Annotated in this window: 13 protein-coding genes and 3 tRNA genes; 10 read left to right on the top strand and 6 right to left on the bottom strand. The window is 56.1% G+C overall.

Annotation, left to right across the window (positions count from 1 at the left end; translation table 11 throughout):
- Positions 1 to 30: 30 nt before the first annotated feature.
- The 3 genes from VO84_RS03825 to VO84_RS03835 all read right to left on the bottom strand — a co-directional run bounded on the left by VO84_RS03825 (position 31) and on the right by VO84_RS03835 (position 3,290).
- Entirely contained in the window at positions 31 to 2,292 is a 2,262-nt protein-coding gene (locus VO84_RS03825) for a Tex family protein (protein ID WP_058185972.1), read from the bottom strand.
- A gap of 382 nt (positions 2,293 to 2,674) precedes the next feature.
- Positions 2,675 to 2,751, bottom strand: a tRNA-Pro gene (locus VO84_RS03830).
- Positions 2,742 to 3,290 (bottom strand): DUF4112 domain-containing protein, encoded by a 549-nt coding sequence (locus tag VO84_RS03835; protein ID WP_231737777.1) that lies wholly within the window; start codon positions 3,288 to 3,290, stop codon positions 2,742 to 2,744. The genes VO84_RS03830 and VO84_RS03835 overlap by 10 nt, the downstream gene beginning before the upstream one ends.
- A gap of 99 nt (positions 3,291 to 3,389) precedes the next feature.
- On the opposite strand from VO84_RS03835, the gene VO84_RS03840 reads away from it, so the two are divergent.
- Positions 3,390 to 3,464: transfer RNA gene (locus tag VO84_RS03840), tRNA-His, on the top strand.
- 201 nt (positions 3,465 to 3,665) lie between these two features.
- Here the strand turns inward: VO84_RS03840 and VO84_RS03845 are convergent.
- Positions 3,666 to 3,908, bottom strand: a complete 243-nt coding sequence (locus VO84_RS03845) for a hypothetical protein (protein ID WP_058185973.1) — start codon at positions 3,906 to 3,908, stop codon at positions 3,666 to 3,668.
- A gap of 184 nt (positions 3,909 to 4,092) precedes the next feature.
- On the opposite strand from VO84_RS03845, the gene VO84_RS03850 reads away from it, so the two are divergent.
- The gene (locus VO84_RS03850; RefSeq protein ID WP_058185974.1) at positions 4,093 to 6,036 is read left to right on the top strand and encodes a glycoside hydrolase family 88 protein; all 1,944 of its coding nucleotides are present in this window, start codon (positions 4,093 to 4,095) and stop codon (positions 6,034 to 6,036) included.
- A gap of 53 nt (positions 6,037 to 6,089) precedes the next feature.
- Positions 6,090 to 6,557 carry a hypothetical protein gene (locus VO84_RS03855; protein WP_058185975.1) on the top strand — a complete coding sequence of 156 codons (468 nt, stop codon included), beginning with the start codon at positions 6,090 to 6,092 and terminating at the stop codon, positions 6,555 to 6,557.
- Between the two features lie 7 nt (positions 6,558 to 6,564).
- Here the strand turns inward: VO84_RS03855 and VO84_RS03860 are convergent, their stop codons facing one another.
- Complete coding sequence (locus VO84_RS03860) at positions 6,565 to 7,329, bottom strand: glucose 1-dehydrogenase (RefSeq protein WP_058186019.1); 765 nt, start codon at positions 7,327 to 7,329, stop codon at positions 6,565 to 6,567.
- A 147-nt stretch (positions 7,330 to 7,476) separates the two neighbouring features.
- The gene (locus VO84_RS03865) at positions 7,477 to 11,160 is read right to left on the bottom strand and encodes a TonB-dependent receptor (protein ID WP_058185976.1); all 3,684 of its coding nucleotides are present in this window, start codon (positions 11,158 to 11,160) and stop codon (positions 7,477 to 7,479) included.
- Between the two features lie 128 nt (positions 11,161 to 11,288).
- Here VO84_RS03865 and VO84_RS03870 point away from each other — a divergent pair, with 128 nt between their 5' ends.
- The 7 genes from VO84_RS03870 (at position 11,289) to flgM (ending at position 18,777) form a co-directional block, all read left to right on the top strand.
- Positions 11,289 to 12,362, top strand: coding sequence for a LacI family DNA-binding transcriptional regulator (locus VO84_RS03870; protein ID WP_058185977.1), 1,074 nt, complete (start codon positions 11,289 to 11,291; stop codon positions 12,360 to 12,362).
- Positions 12,363 to 12,376: 14 nt separating this feature from the next.
- Entirely contained in the window at positions 12,377 to 15,046 is a 2,670-nt protein-coding gene (locus tag VO84_RS03875) for a glycoside hydrolase family 2 protein (protein ID WP_231737772.1), read from the top strand.
- Positions 15,043 to 16,365 (top strand): APC family permease, encoded by a 1,323-nt coding sequence (locus VO84_RS03880; protein WP_058185978.1) that lies wholly within the window; start codon positions 15,043 to 15,045, stop codon positions 16,363 to 16,365. Before VO84_RS03875 ends, VO84_RS03880 begins: the two co-directional genes overlap by 4 nt.
- A gap of 104 nt (positions 16,366 to 16,469) precedes the next feature.
- The gene (locus VO84_RS03885; protein ID WP_231737773.1) at positions 16,470 to 17,564 is read left to right on the top strand and encodes a YheT family hydrolase; all 1,095 of its coding nucleotides are present in this window, start codon (positions 16,470 to 16,472) and stop codon (positions 17,562 to 17,564) included.
- Positions 17,565 to 17,567: 3 nt separating this feature from the next.
- Positions 17,568 to 18,125 carry a hypothetical protein gene (locus tag VO84_RS03890; RefSeq protein ID WP_058185979.1) on the top strand — a complete coding sequence of 186 codons (558 nt, stop codon included), beginning with the start codon at positions 17,568 to 17,570 and terminating at the stop codon, positions 18,123 to 18,125.
- A 47-nt stretch (positions 18,126 to 18,172) separates the two neighbouring features.
- Positions 18,173 to 18,249 (top strand) — tRNA-Arg (locus tag VO84_RS03895).
- Between the two features lie 168 nt (positions 18,250 to 18,417).
- Complete coding sequence (gene flgM / locus VO84_RS03900; RefSeq protein ID WP_197413882.1) at positions 18,418 to 18,777, top strand: flagellar biosynthesis anti-sigma factor FlgM; 360 nt, start codon at positions 18,418 to 18,420, stop codon at positions 18,775 to 18,777.
- Positions 18,778 to 18,798 lie beyond the last annotated feature (21 nt).

Genomic DNA, 18,798 nt, shown 5'->3' on the forward strand with positions numbered 1-18,798 from the left:
GGCTGCGCATAAACCCAACAGCAAAATCCCTTATGCACGCGTCCGCCACTTCGTGGACAATGTAGCTAACTTGTCGTCAAAGGTGGCCGGGGGCGGGGGCGCCTGTTTCTTGGGCATAGGCCGTGAGGCTGGCGTAGAGAGCGCCTTGATGGAAAGCCCAATACGTTTAACTTTGGTGTCTACGCTCAAGACCTTCACCTTTACAATCTGTCCCGTCTTGACTGCCTCGGATGGATCTTTGATGAAGCGGTTTGAGAGCTCGCTGATGTGGACTAGTCCGTCCTGATGAACACCGATATCCACAAACGCGCCAAACTTTGTCACGTTTGTCACCATGCCTTCCAGCACCATTCCTGTCTGCACGTCATCGATTGTGCGCACCGATTCGAGGAAGCTGGGCGCCACAAACTTGTCACGGGGATCACGGCCGGGCTTGCGCAACTCCGCCAGAATATCGTCCAGCGTGTAGGCCCCGGCGAAGAGCTGGCTCCGGTTGACCTTCTCGAGCAACTGCGGCTGACGAATGATCTCATCCACAGTAGTCTCGAGCGATTGGGCGATTTGCTCCACCACTGAATACGACTCGGGATGCACTGCAGTCATGTCGAGCGGATCCTCGCCATTGCGGATGCGCAGGAAGCCGGCAGCCTGCTCAAAGGTCTTTGGTCCGATGCCCGGCACATCCAGCACCTGCAAACGGGAGCGGAAACTACCATTTTGGTTGCGGTGGCTCACAATGCTCAACGCGATGCGCTCGGTGATGCCGGCAACGTGCCGCAGGAGCGTCCAGGAGGAAGTATTCAAGTCTACCCCGACGCGATTTACGCAGCTCTCAACCACGCTGTCCAGGGACTCTGCCAGTTGCCGCTGGTCCACATCATGCTGATACTGGCCCACACCAATGGACTTGGGATCGACCTTTACCAGTTCTGAGAGCGGATCCTGCAGACGACGGGCGATCGAGATGGCCCCACGTACGGTCAGATCGAGATCTGGAAACTCTTGCCGGGCCACCTCCGACGCCGAGTAGACACTGGCGCCAGCCTCGCTCACGGTCACTGAAAAGACTTCCGCAATTTCCTTGTCGCGCAGGAACTCGCGTACAAAAGCATCTGTTTCGCGTGATGCGGTGCCGTTACCAATGGCGATGGCGCGCACGTTGTGCTGCCGCAACAGGGCCTCCAGCTTCGGTGTGGCTTCAGCACTGCCGTGCTTTGAGGTATGCAGATAAAACACATCGTGCGCCAGAAGTTTGCCCGTGCGGTCCACCACTGCCACCTTGCAGCCGGTACGCAAACCGGGATCGATGCCCAGGACAGAGAGGGGGCCGGCTGGCGGGGCTAGTAGCACATGGTAAAGATTGTCGCGGAAGACCTGGATGGCCTCAGTGTCTGAACGACGTTTGAGCTCGAGCCGTATTTCTCCCTGGATTGATGAGTTCAGCAGGCGTTTCCACGCATCTTCGACGGCCAGTTCGAGCTGTGGTGTCCAGTCACCTGGCTGCCGCAGTACGTGCCGGCGCAGAATACCATTCGCACGCTCGGCCTCGATCTCGATGAGGAAATAGAGCACATTTTCACTCTCGCCGCGACGGATGGCCAGCATGCGGTGCGAGGGGATGGTCTTCACCGGCTCTTTGTACTCGTAGTACATCTTGAATTTTTCCTGCTCATCGACCGCGTCTGCGGATCGCCGGCTCATGATCACGCCTTCCTCGAAGACCAGTTGGCGCAGGGCTTTGCGCAGATCGGCGCTTTCGCTGATCCACTCCGCGACAATGTGCCGTGCGCCCTCGAGTGCTTCCTCAACAGTTGCCACGCCCAGTTCTGCATTCACAAATCCGGGGGCCAGGATGTGCAACGACTCGGCTGTGGATTGCTGCGCCCACAAATACGCGGCCAGCGGCTCCAGTCCCTTTTCGCGCGCGATGGTGGCTTTGGTGCGGCGCTTCGGCCTGTACGGCAGATACAGGTCTTCAAGCTCGTTCCTATCCAGTACGACCGTAATACGCGCTTTCAGCTCATCAGTCAGCTTGCCCTGTTCGCTAATGGAAACCAGGATGGTTTCGCGCCGCTCCTCAAGCTCGCGAAAATAGCCAAGCTTCTCCTCAATAGCACGAATCTGGACTTCGTCCAGGTTGCCCGTGGCCTCTTTACGATAACGGGCAATAAATGGCACGGTGCCACCGTCATCCAGCAGTTCGATGACTGCACAGAGTCCACGAAGCGGGACATTCAAGGTTTGAGCGATATGAGCGAGGATTGCGGGGGAGAGTAGTTTCTTGTCCGTCATGGGTGGTCCTCGTTCATCCTAAACGGGACAGGCGGCCCAATCGGATCTGACTTGTGCAAAACGCGAAATGCCAAAGTCAACTGTAGATCCGGTTGCGTTGCCGGAGACGTACTTGCTAAGGCTCGTTTCCAGCGGCGGTGGTCATCGCTTTTGAGTGTGCCCCGAATGCAATCCGGTAGCGCTTTCTCAACCTCAGTAGGCTAGTACTGCTCGCGATTGTCTTCGTCCCCTTCGACCTAGTCCTTCATACGGTGTTCGTACTCGAACGCGTCGTCAGCGATGTCGATACGCTTGGTGATATGCACTTGCATGGGCTCTCCCACGGCAAGTTCGTATCCCAACCCTGCTACTCAGTCAAACTTATTGAAAGGAAAGAGGTAGATGGTCGGGGCGGAGGGATTCGAACCCCCGGCCCTCTGCTCCCAAAGCAGATGCGCTACCAGGCTGCGCTACGCCCCGACACTGCTATTGATTGTAACGTGAAATGCGGCGACAGCGGAGGGCTGCAGGCCTTCAAAAAGGAGGGCTAACAGCCATGCGACGATGAGGATCGGAATGGCGAAGACGACGCCCAGTGCGCAGAGAAGAAGCAACAGGAAGCACCAGTCACGCCAGGTATGCCTGCGGGGCTCGTGCAGATGGCGCTGGAGCAAGAGGTAGTTGCGGCGATTGGCCTTCCAGGCGACGTCGAAGATGTCTCCGAGGAGAGGAATGGCCCCGACAAGAACACCTATGGCGATGTTGACGGCCATGCGAATGAGGGTGACATAAGGAACGCCACGAATCCATGCGGCGATCGGGATAATGAGTGAGAGGAGGCCGGCGAGAACGTCCCCGAGGCCGGGAATGAGGCCAATGATGCCGTCGATACCGAAGCGGAAATCGGTTCCAGGAATGCGGAAAGCTTCGTCGAGCAGCACTTCAAGCTGACGGAGTGTTTCGTCGCGGAAGAGCCAGACTCCTCGTTCCCACCGACCAGTAATGGGAGGCAAAATCACTGGAGTTTGTGATGGTTCCGGCAGCTTGGAGAGGGAGTTTGGCATAGGGTTTCAGAGCCAGTCAAATTGAATTTAATGGTACAATCAAAGGGTTGCATGGCGGCTATAGTTCAGCGGCAGAACGCCTGACTGTGGCTCAGGATGTCGTGGGTTCGATCCCCACTAGCCGCCCCAATTGACATTACATATATTGAATTATTGAGTGCTGGCACCTTCCGTTGTGCGATTCATGCCAATCTATTTAGAACCGTTTGACCGGAACTAAAACAGGCTTAAAGCTCTGGCTCCCGCTGAGTGAAAGCGTAACCGTCCGGCTCCAGGATGTTGTTTTCATGCTGAATCCACTCTGGAAAACCGGGCAGTCCCCCTTCATCTTCATGGCGTAATGGGCTTTTTGGGGTGCTCCTCGGGCTGGTCTGCCACGTGCGATTCCGTGCCCGCAACAATTGTGGCGTGGCCGCCTTCATGGTCGGGAGCATGGTTCGGTGGGCATTTATCACCTTCTTTGAGGGCGGAGCCGCTGTCGCGCGGCACGGCCGCGGCTACGCTTCCCATCGGCTCATCGTGCGCGGCGGTCTGTTCGGCTTCATCTTCAAGCTTCTTCTTTGCGTCTGTCATGATTCGCTCCCCTTTGGGTCTTTTCCTTCTTCGCTTTATTAGATGCAGTTTTTTCTTCGCCGTCTTCTTCGCTGTATTGCTGATTTCTCCTGTCAGAGATTCTGACCACCCAATTGGTCTAACGATGGCGCTCCGAATTATGATGTCTGAGCATTTAAAAGCCTAGCCAACATAGACTGCTGCAATGCTGCCATTTCCTCGCTTCTATCCGCGCTCAATCATCCTGCTGCTTTGCATCGCATTCTGCTGCGCTGCGGTTGCTCAGCAAATTTCCATCTCGCAGCGCATGGCCAACGCTACAATGGCTCGCTGGCCTCAAGGCCGCTTTACGAAGCCGGGTGAAAAGTGGAAGTGGAACTATGAGCTGGCCACGCTGCTGAATGGCATGGACGCGGTCTGGTACTCGTCCGCTGATGGTGACTATTTCACGTACATCAAGGAATCCGTTGACGCGCTGGTTTTGCCTGATGGCACCATTCCAACTTATGATCCGGCTGCCAGCACGCTGGACAATATCGCGCTGGGTCGCGAATTGTTGCTTTTGTATCGCGTAACCAGATATGCCCGTTACCATAACGCTGCCACCTTGCTGCGTGGGCAGCTTTCTACGCAGCCACGCACGGCATCCGGCGGCTTCTGGCACAAGCAGATTTACCCCGATCAGATGTGGCTCGACGGCCTTTACATGGCTGAACCTTTTTACGCCGAATATGCTGAGGTCTTTCAGGAGCCGCAGGACTTTGCAGACATCACGCGGCAGTTCACGCTGATGGAAGCGCACACACGCGATCCGAAAACTGGGCTGCTGTACCATGCATGGGATGAATCACGGAAGCAACCATGGAGTGATAAGACTACGGGCGTTTCACGTATCTTCTGGGCTCGCGGTATGGGCTGGTACATGATGGCGCTGGTCGATTCCCTGCCCTTTTATCCGCAGAACGATCCGGGACGGGCTGAGTTGATCGGCATTCTCAACCACACAGCCCAGACCGTAGCGCGGGTACAGGATGCGCGCACCGGGCTGTGGTACCAGGTGCTGGACAAGCCCGGCGAAAAAGGAAACTACTTCGAGTCTTCCGCTGCCTGCATGTTTGCCTATGCGTTTCAAAAAGGCGTACGCCTGGGCTATCTGCCTGCGCAGTACTCCGCGAATGCAAACCGCGCCTGGAAAGGAATCCAAGATCGTTTTGTCCAGACGGGAACGGATGGTTCGATTACGTTGACCAGCACGGTGAAAGCAGTGGGGCTGGGCGGCACGCCGTATCGTGACGGCAGCTACGACTACTATGTGCATGCGCCCGTGGGAGACAACGATCCTAAAGGCATTGGTGCATTTCTGTTGGCTGCTTCTGAAATGGAGAACTCACAGGATGGACCGAAGGCGCAATTCGATGCAAGCGGCCAGACAGTAGTTGTTGACGCGTGGTTCAACAGCCAGAAGAGAAAAAACGCTGCCGGACAGGATGAATTCTTCCATTACAAATGGGACGACATGAGCGACAGCGGCTACTCGTTGTTTGGCCAGATTTTTGCGAACCACGGTGCGACGCTTGGAACGCTTTATAGCGCGCCTACTGCGAAGAATCTTGAACAGGCGCAATACTATGTCATCGCCTCGCCTGACAATCCTTCTAAGAATCCGAATCCACATTATGCGCAGCCTGAGGACGGCGAGCAGGTTGCCTCATGGGTGAAGCGGGGCGGTATACTTGTGCTGCTTGAAAACGATCCCCCCAACGCTGACATTGAGCACTTCAACAATATTGTTGATCGATTCGGCATCCACTTCAATGCAGTACTGAGTCATCATGTGGTGGGCAATGACTATGCGCCGGGATTGATTGCAGCGCAGCCGGATGGTGCGCTATTTCATGCCGCGCATACGCTTTATATGAAAGACACCTGCACGATTACGGTCTCCGCAGCGGCTCGGGCTCTGCTTACGGATCGCGGAACCATCGTCATTGCCACAACGAAATATGGAAAGGGTACCGTGCTTGCCGTTGTCGATCCGTGGATATACAACGAGTACACCGATGGGCGCAAACGTTTGCCGGTGGATGACAACTTTGCTGCAGGCCAGGAAGTGGTGCGCTGGCTGATCGAGCAGAGGAAGCAGCAATAACGGCCGTTTTGCCCGGTCACTGAAAATTCTTCGCTGAACAGGAAGGTATCTGCATGAGGCTCATTCCGGCTTTTATTCTGTCCGTGGCGATCGGTGCTCCGGCATTTGCGCAATCGGCATCTGGTGCGCAGGTCTACGCTGGTAAAGATGTTGTCGCGCAGCTTGAAGCGCTGATTGCGCCGGCCAAAACCTCCGGTAGCAGCGGAGCAACGCTTGGCGATTTCCAATCACACGCCATCAAGCTTTCCGTCCGCACCAGCAGTGGCGGAGCCGAGGTACACGCGCATTTCGATGACATTTTCTTTGTCACGGATGGCAGCGCCACGTTGATTACCGGCGGGCAGGTCCAGCATGCGCAGACAGCGCCGGATGGAGAAACAAAGGGGAGCGGAATTGAAGGCGGAACGCGCCAGGTGATCCGCAAAGGTGATGTTGTGCACGTTCCCGCAGGCACGCCGCACCAGTTGATTCTTGCGCCAGGGGAGACATACAGCAGCATTGTGATCAAGGTGAAGGAGTAGCGCGCTCTTATCGCGCCATCCATCCGCCGTCAACTACCAGGACTTCGCCGGTCACGTAGTTGCTTGCTGCCGAGGCGAGAAAGACAGCTGCACCCGCCAAGTCCCCGGGATCGCCCCATCGTCCTGCCGGAATTCGCTCTAGAATTTGCCGGTTCCGCGTTTCATCCTGTTGCAGCTGCGCGGTGTTCTCCGTGCGGAAGTAACCGGGTGCGATCGCATTGACCTGCACATTGCGCGCGGCCCACTCATTCGCAAGAGCTTTGGTCAGTTGCGCAACGCCGCCCTTGGAGGCTGCATACGCCGGCACACGGATGCCTCCCTGAAACGCCAACAAAGACGCGATGTTGATGATCTTGCCTTGTCCGCGCTCGAGCATTGCTCGCCCTGCAAGCTGGCTCAGCCGGAAGACGCTGTTCAGATTCACCTGGACCACCTTCATCCACGCCTCAATGTCGAAATTCTCCGCTGAATCGCGGTGAATCATTCCGGCATTGTTGACCAGGACCTCGGGCGCACCCATGCTTGCCGTTACTGCAGCATAGAGCGTGTCCGCTCCGTCCGTGGCGCTGAGGTCTGCGGCAAAGCTTTCCGCACTACGTCCGAGCGAGCGGACGTACTCTGCCGTATCGTGGGCTGGGCGCCGATTGCCGTGGCACGCCACATTTGCTCCCGCCTCGGCCAGAGCCACTGCAATCGCCGCACCCAGTCCGCTTGCTGCTCCAGTTACCAGCGCCAATCTTCCATCCAGCCGAAACTTGTCCAGAACTCCCACGTTCACCCCCGCAACTTCTTCTCAAGTTGCGCAAATACCAACCAGACCAGTGTATGGGGAGATACAGAGAATCTGACTGCATGAAATAAAAAGGAGCGGCTTAGTTCAGCCGCTCCCTTTTTATGAATGACTTATGTCGACCGCACCTTAGAACGTAAAGCGCGAACCGAACTGGAACTGACGTGGCGAGTTGACGGTAGAGGTAATCTGGCCGAAGAGCTGAGCCACGGAAGCCTGTGCGTAGACGTCTGTGATATCGGGAACATTTGGCATGCCGAATTGCGCGCGGTTGGCAATGTTATAGGACGATACCTCGATGCGAATCGATCGAGTTTCTCCGAGACTGAACGCTTTGTAAATGGAGAGGTCAACACTTTTTGCGCCCATGGTGCGCACGCCGTCGAGATAGGCTGGCGCATTGCCGGCTACGTAGAGCGAGGGATTTGTAAAGCAGTTGTAGTTGAACCAATGGTCGAGGTTATGCGGCGCGCCAGATGCCGGATTACAAGTGAGATTGGGACGCTGGTTGAAGTAGGCATTGGGAGCGCCGGCGACCGGCGAAGCAATCGGAATGCCCGAGCTCCAGTAGAAGATGCCATTGAAAGTCCAGCCACCGAAGATCGCGTTGCTTACGCCGTTGAGAACAACCAACTGGTCTTTGCCAAAGGGCAGATCGTAGGAGGCCTCGCCGGTGAACTGATATTTCACGTCCTGCGGGCTAACGGAGTGCTCGAGCGAAAGGTTGCGGGTATCCTGTGCAGCGCCGAGGTGCGCGCCTACGAAGCCGAGCGGTGGATTGCCATCGTCAGTCATGAGCTTAGACCAGGTAAAGCTGCTGAGCATGGTGAAGTGCTTAGTGAGGCGCTTTTGCAGCTTGGCCTGGAGCGAACTGTATTCTGAGTCGCCGGCGGGATAGCCGTGGATGTTTATACCGTTGCCCGCGCCGTAGCTGCCATTGCCGAACTGCGGGAAGGGCTGCAGGGCAACGAAGAGTGGAACTGTCGCCGAGCCATAGTTAGCGTTTGTTGGGTCTTGAATCGCAGCCCACTGGTTGGGAACGGTGGTGTTCTGCAATGCGCCCTGGTATTTACCAATAGTGGCAAGGTCTAGCTGGTTGACGTCCACGACGCCAAACGGCAGAAAGAGCCCGCGGCTGCCTACGTACGCTGCACTGAGCACGAAGGCGCGCGGAAGTTCCACCTGGTAGCCGAAGTTGAAGTTGTAAGTGGTGGGCGTACGCTGCGAGTGCAGCATGGCGTTGAGCGTGGTGCCGAGGTTATTGGCATAACCGGTTGGATGAGCGATTGTCTGCACAACTCCATTGGGGAATGGATTATTCAGAGGATTGAGAATGACGGTGTTGCCTTGGAGACCGCAGAGGTTTGAGTTGGAATTGCAATCGTAGTTGATCGTGTTGGGGTCATTGTTCCACTGGGTCGCATTCCATGTGGTGCTGGTGGAATAGCCATCACTGTCGAGGCCGGTATTGCCGACCATTTGCACGCTGGGGCCGTAGTAAATGCCGGCGCCGCCGTGGAAGACAACATGTTTTGTCGGCTGCCAGGAGAAGCCGAGACGTGGACCGAAATCCTTGAGGTTGGTGGTGAAAGGCGAGCGGCTGCCATTTGATGCATAGACTTCCGCACCGGTGTAATTCACGCCACTCGCGGTTGCGCTGATTGCGGAATCAAAGTATTCGAGCCGGTTATGGCGCTCAGTCTTGCCCCCGAAGATATCCCAGCGAAGGCCAGCGGTGATGGTAAGGGATTGCGTGGGGTGCCAGGTATCCTCTACGAAGGCGGCGTAATAAGGACTGGACTCAGCGGCAAAGAGATCTTTGGTGAAGCTTGGGTAGCCGCCGGATTCAGTTCCAGGAGTCGTACCCGCTCCGAAGAGAAACGATGCGAAGTCACTGCCGCCGACGGCGGTGTTGGTGGTCTGGTCAGTGGCCGAGATGTCGAAGGCGTAAGCGCCTGAGGCAGCTGGTGGTTGACCGACGTTCATGAAGCGCTTCATGTATTCAAAGCCGGCGGAAAGAACATGCTTGCCGAAGGTTTTGGTGAGCGCCGCGCTAGCATCTGAATTTTCGCTGGCGAACTGGAAGGTATTGTAATCTGCAGTGCCGCCTACGCCGCTGCCGTTGTCGTTGAAGAGAACGAAGGGCAGGCCCTTGAAGTTCTGCTCCGCGGCCAGTGAGGCAGGGAAACCAAGCGTGGTGATGTCAAAGCCGTCCTGGCGAGGATCGCCGCCCTGATTTTCAAAGTGACGGGTGAACGAGTAACGCAGGTTGAGCGCCATGGTTGAGCCGAGCGTCAGATCATCGGCGATGAGGATGTTGCGCGCGTTGGTGACGTTCTGCGCGTAATTCAGATCCCACATGTTGCCAAAGGCGTTAAAGGTGGACTGGGTGTGCCGGTCGAACGAGAAGCGGCCGAAGATGCGTTGATTCTGGCTTTGAGCCCAGTCAATGCGGACGTCGAACTTTTTGAAGTCGGTGGGGTCGAGACCAGGCAGGAAGAAATTCGGGGTTAGGTCGTCTGATTGCGAATCACAAGCAACACCATTGACGTTGCTCATATTGCACTTTGGCATCTCGGCAAGAAACTGTGTGGCGGTCGCGTTCGGAGTGGCGATGACATTGCTTCCATTGCCGACAGGCTGGCGCGTGCCAGCGAGCGGACCCGTGGCGACGTCCGGCTGCGTAGGGTCGTAAATGGCCACGGGATTGCCATTGGAGTCCGTGAGACCAGAGAAGTCACCGCCGCGCTCGGCCGTGGTGGGAACGACGAAGCGGTTGGAGGCATCGTATTGCTGTTGCTGGGTGGCTTCAAAGTCCCCAAAGAAGAAGAGGTGCTTGCTGGGCCATATCGGGCCGCCGAACGAGCCGCCTTCCTGGTAGCGATGAAACTCAGGCGTGATGTTAGGCGTGCCGGCGGCAATCTGACTCTGCTTGTTGAAATACTCATTCGCGGCGAGAGCGCTGGGACGGAAAACGCCGAAGGCAGACCCGTGGAATTTTTCTGTACCGGATTTACTGGCGACGCTTATAACGCCGGCTGCGCCGCTCTGATAGGAGGCTGGCGTGTTCTGCGTTTCTACGCGAACTTCATCGACAGCATCTTCGGGGATATCCGTAGCGGGCAGAATGGTGCCCGCATTGTTTTCTGACACACCGATAGGGCTGCCATCGATCATGTAATAGACCGAGCCGACGATGGCGCCGTTGACAGTATAGGAAGAGACGTCAATGTTAGGGCGTCCGCTGGAGATGTTATTGATGGCATAGGAGCTGGAAGAGTTCGGCGTACCGTTGGCGGGAGTTACACCGGAACTGAGCTGAATAAGATCGTAGACGTTGCGAGTAAGCAGTGGCACGCGGTCGATGGTTTCAGCGTTAATGAGCTGGCCAACGGTGGAGTTACTGGTGTCCATGAGTTCCGGAGCCTCCGTCACCGTGACCACTTGGGCGACAGATCCGACCTTGAGCGAAAGATTGATCGTGGTTGTCTGGTCGAGAGTCACCACAACATTCTTCTGAACCAGGGTGTCAAAGCCCTGGGCGCTGACAGAGATTTCATACCGGCCGGGAGAGAGCGAGATAAAGGAATAAAGTCCAGATGCGGTGGACTTGCTGACGAGTTGCGCCCCTGTGGCTGGATTTTTCGCAGTGACTGAGGCTCCAGGAATGATGGCGCCGGTGGAATCAGTGACAAGACCGCTGATGGCGCCACGGCCAGCCTGAGCCAAAAGGAGATGCGAAGAGACGAATAACAGAATCAGACAACATAACTTGCCCAGGAAAAACATCTTTCCAAATTTTCCAATTCTCATCTCGGGCCTCCGGGATTATATTGATTGAAACGTTTGAATCAGTGTTTAGCGAACTATATGTCCGATTCGCTAAGGTGTCAATAAAGAAAATTCCAAGCCGAAGAGATTGCTCAGCAGGAGGTACGCGGATGGGCCAGCGAAAGTCAGGGCACGTGACGTTGCTCGACATTGCGCACGCCAGCGGCTTCTCCGTATCTACGGTGTCGATTGTGCTGAGTGAAGCACCCCTCTCGCAGAACGTGGCGGAAAAGACGCGCGGGCATATCCGCACGATCGCGCGGCAGCTTGGGTATCACCCGGATGCGTACGCGCGAAGCCTGCGGAGGCGAAGCACCATGACGATCGGCGTCCTGGCGTTCGATCTTTCAGACCCCTTTTGCATACCTCTCATGCGCGGCATTCAGGAAGGCGCTCACAAAGCTGGCTACATGCCACTGGTCATGGATGCGCAAACGCAGCGCAGACTCTTCGACAACTACCTGCACACGTTGCTGGAACGACGCGCCGAGGGCGTGATTGTGATCGCAAGCTGGGTATTTGAAGAAACCAATCTGCTGGGAGATATTCGCAAAAACAATGTGCCGATCGCGATTGTAGGCCGTGATCTGACTTCACGCGGGGTCAACTCGATTCTTGTGGATAATGAGGCTGGCGGCGCGCTGGCGGCACGGCATCTATATGATCTCGGACATCGGCACATCGCGGTGATTCGCGGGCCGGAAGAGATGTGTGACAGTGAACCGCGCTGGACAGGCATTCAGCGCGTTGTTGCGGAGACCGGCATGAAGTTGGATGAAAAGCTGGTCTTTCAGCTTCCGGGCGTGGTTGGACCTGCCTCGGGCTTTGAGGGTGGACAGTGTTTTGCGCGTCAGATGCTTCAGTCACGCAAACTCTTTACTGCGGTGCTCGCGTTTGATGATCTGACGGCGCTGGGCGTGGTGCGAGGGCTTACCGAAGGGGGAGTGCGAGTACCTCAGGACTGTTCCGTTACAGGATTTGACGATGTGCTGCCGGCGGAAGTGGCAACACCGGCAATCACGACGATCCGGCAACCTCTACGCGAGATGGGAATAGAAGCGGCTGAACGCGTGCTGCAGGCAATTCAGTCCGGCGTAAACTTGCCGGCCAAAGCAAAATTGCATAAGACACAACCAGAGCTGATTGTGCGGATGTCGACCGCGCCGCCGGCAAAGCAAAGATAGAAGGAGACTTCTCTATGATGAAGATGGGACGGAGTTTTGCATTTCTGGCAATGCTGGCAGTGCCTGCGGTTGTGGCTCAGAAAAACTCAACGCCGCTGCACGATGGATGGCGTCTGCAATCGGCATGCGCTTTGCACGCGGGTGGAGAAACAATCTCCGCGCCAGGCTTTGCTGCAGAGGATTGGCAGAAAGTGCGCGTGCCAAGCACAGTGTTGGCCGCGCAGGTGGCCAATAAGCTTGTGCCCGATCCATTCTTCGGAATGAACCTGAGATCGATACCGGGAACGAGCTATCCAATCGGCCATAATTTTTCCAATCTGCCGATGCCGCAGGGTAGTCCTTACAACTGCGGATGGTGGTATCGCACAGAGTTTGCGGTGCCTGCGAGCACGGAACACGATAAACGTACGTGGATACATTTCGGTGGAATCAATTATCGCGGCGAAGTGTGGGTAAATGGCCGCAAGGTCGCCGATGGAACTTCGATTGCGGGCGCGTATCGCACCTATGACCTGGATGTGACGGATTATGTGAAGCCCGGCATACAGAATGTGTTGGCGGTAGAGACGTTTGCGCCGACAGAAAAGGATCTTGGTATCAACTGGGTGGATTGGAGTCCGTGTCCTCCGGATAAAGATATGGGTCTTCAGGGAGAGGTAATCCTTAGTGCATCCGGCCCGGTTACACTGCGCTCGCCTATGGCTGTGACACACTTTGAAGACGAAAGCCTGAAGGTTGCAGAACTGACGGTCTACGCGGAGTTGCATAATGCGGCAGATCATCCAGTGAAAGTGGTAGTGTCAGGCACGGCGGCAAGTGTGCATTTTGAGCAGCCAGTAGAACTGGCGGCGCATGAAGACAAGACCGTGGTGTTTACGCCGGAGAAATTTGCGCAGTTAAAGATTCATGATGCGACGCCGTGGTGGCCGGCGCAAATGGGAACTCCGCATCTGCAGCAGCTCTCCATGAGTGCCACAGCCGGCGGGGCAAAGTCCGATGAGCAGAGCGTAGATTTTGGATTCCGAGAGGTCACTTCTGAACTTACCGCAAATGGATCGCGGCTCTTTCGCGTAAACGGCAAGCCGATTCTGATACGCGGCGCGGGCTGGAGCCAGGATATGCTTCTGCGCACAGACGAGCATAAATTGAAAGAGCAGTTCCATCTGGTGCGCGAGATGCACCTGAATACGATTCGGCTGGAAGGCAAGCTGGAGACAGAAGAGTTCTTTCATCTAGCCGATGAGCAGGGAATCCTGGTGATGCTTGGCTGGTGCTGTTGTGATCACTGGGAACGCTGGAGCACGTGGACGCCGGAGGATCTGACAATTGCTTCGGCTTCACTGCGCTCACAGATGCTGCGTCTGCGCCATCATGCGAGCCTGTTGGTATGGCTCAATGGCAGCGACAATCCTCCACCGGCGAATGTGGAGAAAGCATATCTGGATATTGAGGCGGAGACGCACTGGCCGAATCCTACGCTCTCGTCCGCTACGGGCACACCCACGGTGAACGCAGGACAGACCGGCGTGAAGATGAGTGGGCCTTACGACTATGTGGCTCCAAGCTACTGGTACGTTGATAAACAGAATGGTGGCGGATTTGGATTCAACACGGAGACGAGTCCCGGCCCGGCAATTCCTTCTCTTGCCAGTAGAGCGAAATTCCTCACAGACCCGGAGGCGTGGCCGCAAAGTGATGACTGGAGCTTTCACAATGGCGGCGGAGAGTTTAAAACGCTAACCGTATTTAACGAAGCGATGGCTGCGGTATACGCGCCGCCGCATAGTGCCGCCGAGTATGAGCGCATGGGACAGACGATGGCGTATGACTCCGAGCGCGCCATGTTTGAGGCCTACACCAGGAACAAGTACAGCTCGACGGGAGTGGTCCAGTGGATGCTGAATAATGCGTGGCCGTCAATGATCTGGCATCTGTATGACTACTATCTCGATGCGGATGCGGGATATTTCGCGGTTCGAAAGGCCTGCGAACCGCTGCATATTCAATACTCGTATGATGATGCTTCGATTCAGGTGATCAACAGCACGTACCAGCCTGTAAGCGAGTTGCACGCAAGCGTGAGTGTGCGTGGGTTGCACTGGAATGAGTTGTACGCGGCGGAGACGACATTGGATTCCGGCGCGGACAGTGTACAGCGTGTGTTTTCGATTCCCGAGTCATTGTTTACCAGCCCTGAACGACTGTTCTTCATCGATCTGACACTGAAGGATGCAGCCGGACGCATCATGAGCCGGAACTTCTACTGGGTACCGGGAACACTGACGAGTTTCGACTTTCCTCACACCGACTACACGCACACGCCCGCGCAACGTCATGAGGATTTGAGCGCGCTGACGAATTTGCCGCAGGCAAAAGTGGAAGCAACGGTGACCGTTGATAAATCAGAGCATGGGCGTGTGGTGCATGTGCGGCTGAGCAATTCACAACAGGCACTGGCCTTTCAGGTACGCGCCGCAGTCACAACGGAGAGCGGCGGATTGATTGCTCCGGTTTACTGGTCGGATAACTGGATCGAGCTTGCGCCCGGCGAAATGTCAGAGCTTACGGCTCAGCTGCCGGAGGATGCGCCCGACGCGCTTTCGGTAAAGGTCGAAGGATGGAACATTGCGCCGGTTAAACTGACTCCAGAGAAGTCTTCTGCCACAAGCAAAGGTGGGCGATGACGGCGACGCCGCAGGAAACCGGACTGAAACGTACGCTTGGCTTCTGGGATCTGGTCCTTTACGGGATCGTGCTCATCCAGCCCACGGCGCCCATGCCGAGCTTTGGCGTGATTTACCAGGAAGCGCGCGGACATGTGGTTACAGCGATTCTGCTGGCATTGGTGGCGATGCTGTTCACCTCCATCAGCTACGGCCGCATGGCGCGCGCCTACCCGCACGGCGGCTCTGCGTTTTTGTATGTCGGCAAGGAGATTCATCCGAGCCTGGGATACATTACCGGCTGGTGCCTGGTCATGGATTATGTTCTGAATCCTCTGATCTGTACCATCTGGTGCAGCCAGGCGGTGAGAAATTTTCTTCCCGGTGTGCCGTACTGGACCCTGGCCATCTTCTTTGCGATTTTCTTTACGCTGCTGAACTGCAATGGAGTCGAAACGTCCGCGCGAATCAATGCAGGCATGGCAGCTGCACTGGGGCTGGTCATCGTGCTGGTGCTGGTTGCAGCGGTGCGATGGCTGATGCAGGTCTCGCATCCTGATGCAGCGTTTTTTCTGACGCCGTTTTATGATCCTTCCACCTTCAATACCGGCGGCCTGCTGCGCGGAACATCCATCGCGGTGCTGACATATATAGGCTTCGACGGTATCTCGACACTGACAGATGAAGCGAAAGATCCGGCGCGAAGCGTGCCGCGTGCGATTGTACTGACGTGCCTTGTCACAGGTATTCTGGCAAGCGTTGAAGTGTATGTCGCACAACTTGTGTGGCCGCGCGGACTTGCTTTCCCAGACATCGACACGGCCTATGTGCACGTTTCTGGGCGCATGGGCGGCCCAATTCTCTTTCTCATTGTGAACAGTTCCCTGCTGCTGGCGAATATCGGCTCCGGCATGGCTTCACAGCTTGGCGCAGCTCGCTTGCTATACGCCATGGGAAAGGATGGCGCGCTCCCGAAGCGCTTCTTTGGCTCGGTAGATCCGAAGAGCCGTATTCCACGCAACAATGTGCTGCTGATTGGAGCCATCTGCCTAGTCGGTGCGCTGGTCTTCAGCTACCAGCTTGGCACTGAGCTTCTCAATTACGGCGCACTGCTGGCATTTATGGGTGTCAATGCGGCTTCTATGCTGAGGCTGTGGAGGCATGGCGGCACGCGGCAGTGGTTTCCCATGCTGATTTCACTCGGCGGATTTGCTACATGCCTCTGCTTATGGTGGAACCTGGGAAATCTCGCACGTATTGTGGGCACATGCTGGGCAGCCGCCGGAGTTTTGCTCTGGTTGATGAGGCGTCGCCAGACAGTGCTTCCGGAAGAAGCATAATTCGATTTGTGATAACCTGAGTTAGATAAGTCAAAGGGAATAAAGGTGCGAAATGGTTTTTTCTCGCACTGGCATTGCTTCTTTTTGCTGCTTACTGTTACCGGATGGATACACCAGCCCACTCGCTTCAACCCGCGGCTTCTGCGATTTCCGAAATCGGCATGCCTCTCGTTACGTCCGCTCTTCCAATCGCTCTAAATCCACAGGTTTTTTCTGATTGGATCAAGGCGTTTACGCCTCGACGTGGGCTCAGCAATGGACACGCGCAGACTATTATTGGCGATGTCTATCCACGGTCGGCCTTTCGGCTCGCTTCCAGTACAGATGAAGTCGTAGTGGACCTGCGGGATAACAGCCGCGTGCTCTGTCATTGCCATTGGCAGCCCGTCAGTAATGCCGGTAGCCGATTGACAGTTGTTCTCATTCATGGACTCGAGGGATCGTCCGACTCTCGCTACATTCAGGGCATCACCACTCGGGCATGGAACGCTGGATGGAATGTGGTGCGGATGAACATGCGTAACTGCGGCGGCACAGATGCGCTGACACCTACGCTATACCACTCAGGCCTTTCCGGCGACGTCGGCGCAGTGGTGGAGTACTACGCGCGGCAAAAAGGTCTTGAGCGCGTGGCGCTCATTGGCTATTCGATGGGCGGCAATCTTGCGCTGAAACTGGCCGGTGAGTGGGGAGCGCGAACGCCTCTCTGCGCCGTGGCCACGGTTTGCCCGGCCATCGATCTGGCTGTCAGCTCCGACGCTCTGCATACACCTCGCAATCGCTTTTATGAATGGCACTTTTTGCGGCGGTTGTTGCGGCGTTATAAAACAAAGGCCGCGCTCTTCCCTGATATTTACTCCACAGAAGATTTGGGATCGATTCGTTCGCTGCGGGACTTCGATGACAAAATCGTGGCACGCTACTGCAGCTTCCAGGATTCAAGCGATTATTACTATCGTGCAGCAGCGGCCCGCGTTCTTGACGGCATCGCAGTGCCCACGCTGGTGCTGCGCGCGCTGGACGATCCATTTATCCGGCTCACGCAGGAGACGCGCGAAACTCTTCTGGCCAACCGGCAGATTACGCTGGCGGAGACGCAACATGGTGGCCACTGCGCTTTTCTTTCTACTGGAAAAGGCATGGAAGTGCATTGGGCTGAGGCAGCGGTGATTCGGTACCTCCGGGAAATCGCAGCCTGACCCATGGAAGCCGACTGGGAGTTCGAGATTGGCGCCGACGTGCCGATAATCGATGCGCACTGGGAAAGTCTTGTTGATCTGACCGCGCATCCCGAAAAGGTAACCGAGTTGCCAGAAGCTGCAGACTTTCCGCAGCTTGCAGATGCGCTTGTGCGGCTGAACGGGCCGCATTCCGCAGTGCGGACATCGAAGTGCGATTTGTGGCCAGTGGACCTGGATGAAGAATCGCTCGATGCGGATGAACTGGATGCTTCACCCGGCATGGCAGAAGCCGCATGGGCCTGCTATATCGATCTGACGGCTCGTGATCCGCAACGGTGGGAAAATCCGGACACCATCAGGCAGGATTGTGTTGCTCTCTGTGCTCAGCTTCGTCTGGTTTCGCTGCGCTGCTGCCGTGCGGATCTAGTGATTCGCCGCGCTGTTGTAGCCGGCGGAGATGCACTTGGCGTGACCGCCTATCTCACGGCCTGCAGCCAGTCGGAAGAACACGCCAAAAATGTTCTGAAGCAGGCGCTTCATGCCTTTGCGGATTCCGCTTTGGCTGTCCCGGCGAACTGAAATTCCAATTCGCCGCTACAATAGGACAAGCGCCGCAAACGAGTTACGGGCGAGTAGCTCAACTGGACAGAGCACCGGCCTTCTAAGCCGGGGGTTGCAGGTTCGAGCCCTGCCTCGCCTACCATCTTTCAACGGAGCACCACGAAGAAAAATTTAGCGTTATTCGACTCAGTAGGATTCGAGCGCACGCTGCGCTCTCTGGCATCCAAGTGATTTGATTTGTGGCATTTGCCATCCATGGCATATGCATCCGTGTACGCTCTAAGAAGGTTGCTCTTAGTAACCTCTAATTTTGCACCATCGTGCCGTATCGGCTGGTGCGCTCACGCCGATAGAGCCATTGAGGAGAAAGACCGTGGAAATTCGTAATTCTTTAAGTGGATTGAATGCAATCAGCAATCCGACCCCAGTGAGCAACCAACCGGAAACAGCGCCGCAGAGTGCACATAAAAATAATCAAACCATGCAGAACACGGATCGAGCAACGGTGAGCGCAGCAGGCGCGGGAATTTCTCAATCCGGTCCGGATAGTGATGTGCGTTGGGAAAAGGTTACTGCCATACAACAGGCGCTGGCTGCTGGAACCTACAACGTTCCGGCCTCAGCGGTAGCGACGAAGATGGTGGATTCGATGTTGGGAAAACCCTCCTAGTCCAGACTTTACTTTCATCGG

It is taken from the genome of Occallatibacter gabretensis, from assembly GCF_001449115.1.
GTDB classification, from domain to species: Bacteria; Acidobacteriota; Terriglobia; order Terriglobales; family Acidobacteriaceae; genus Telmatobacter; species Telmatobacter gabretensis.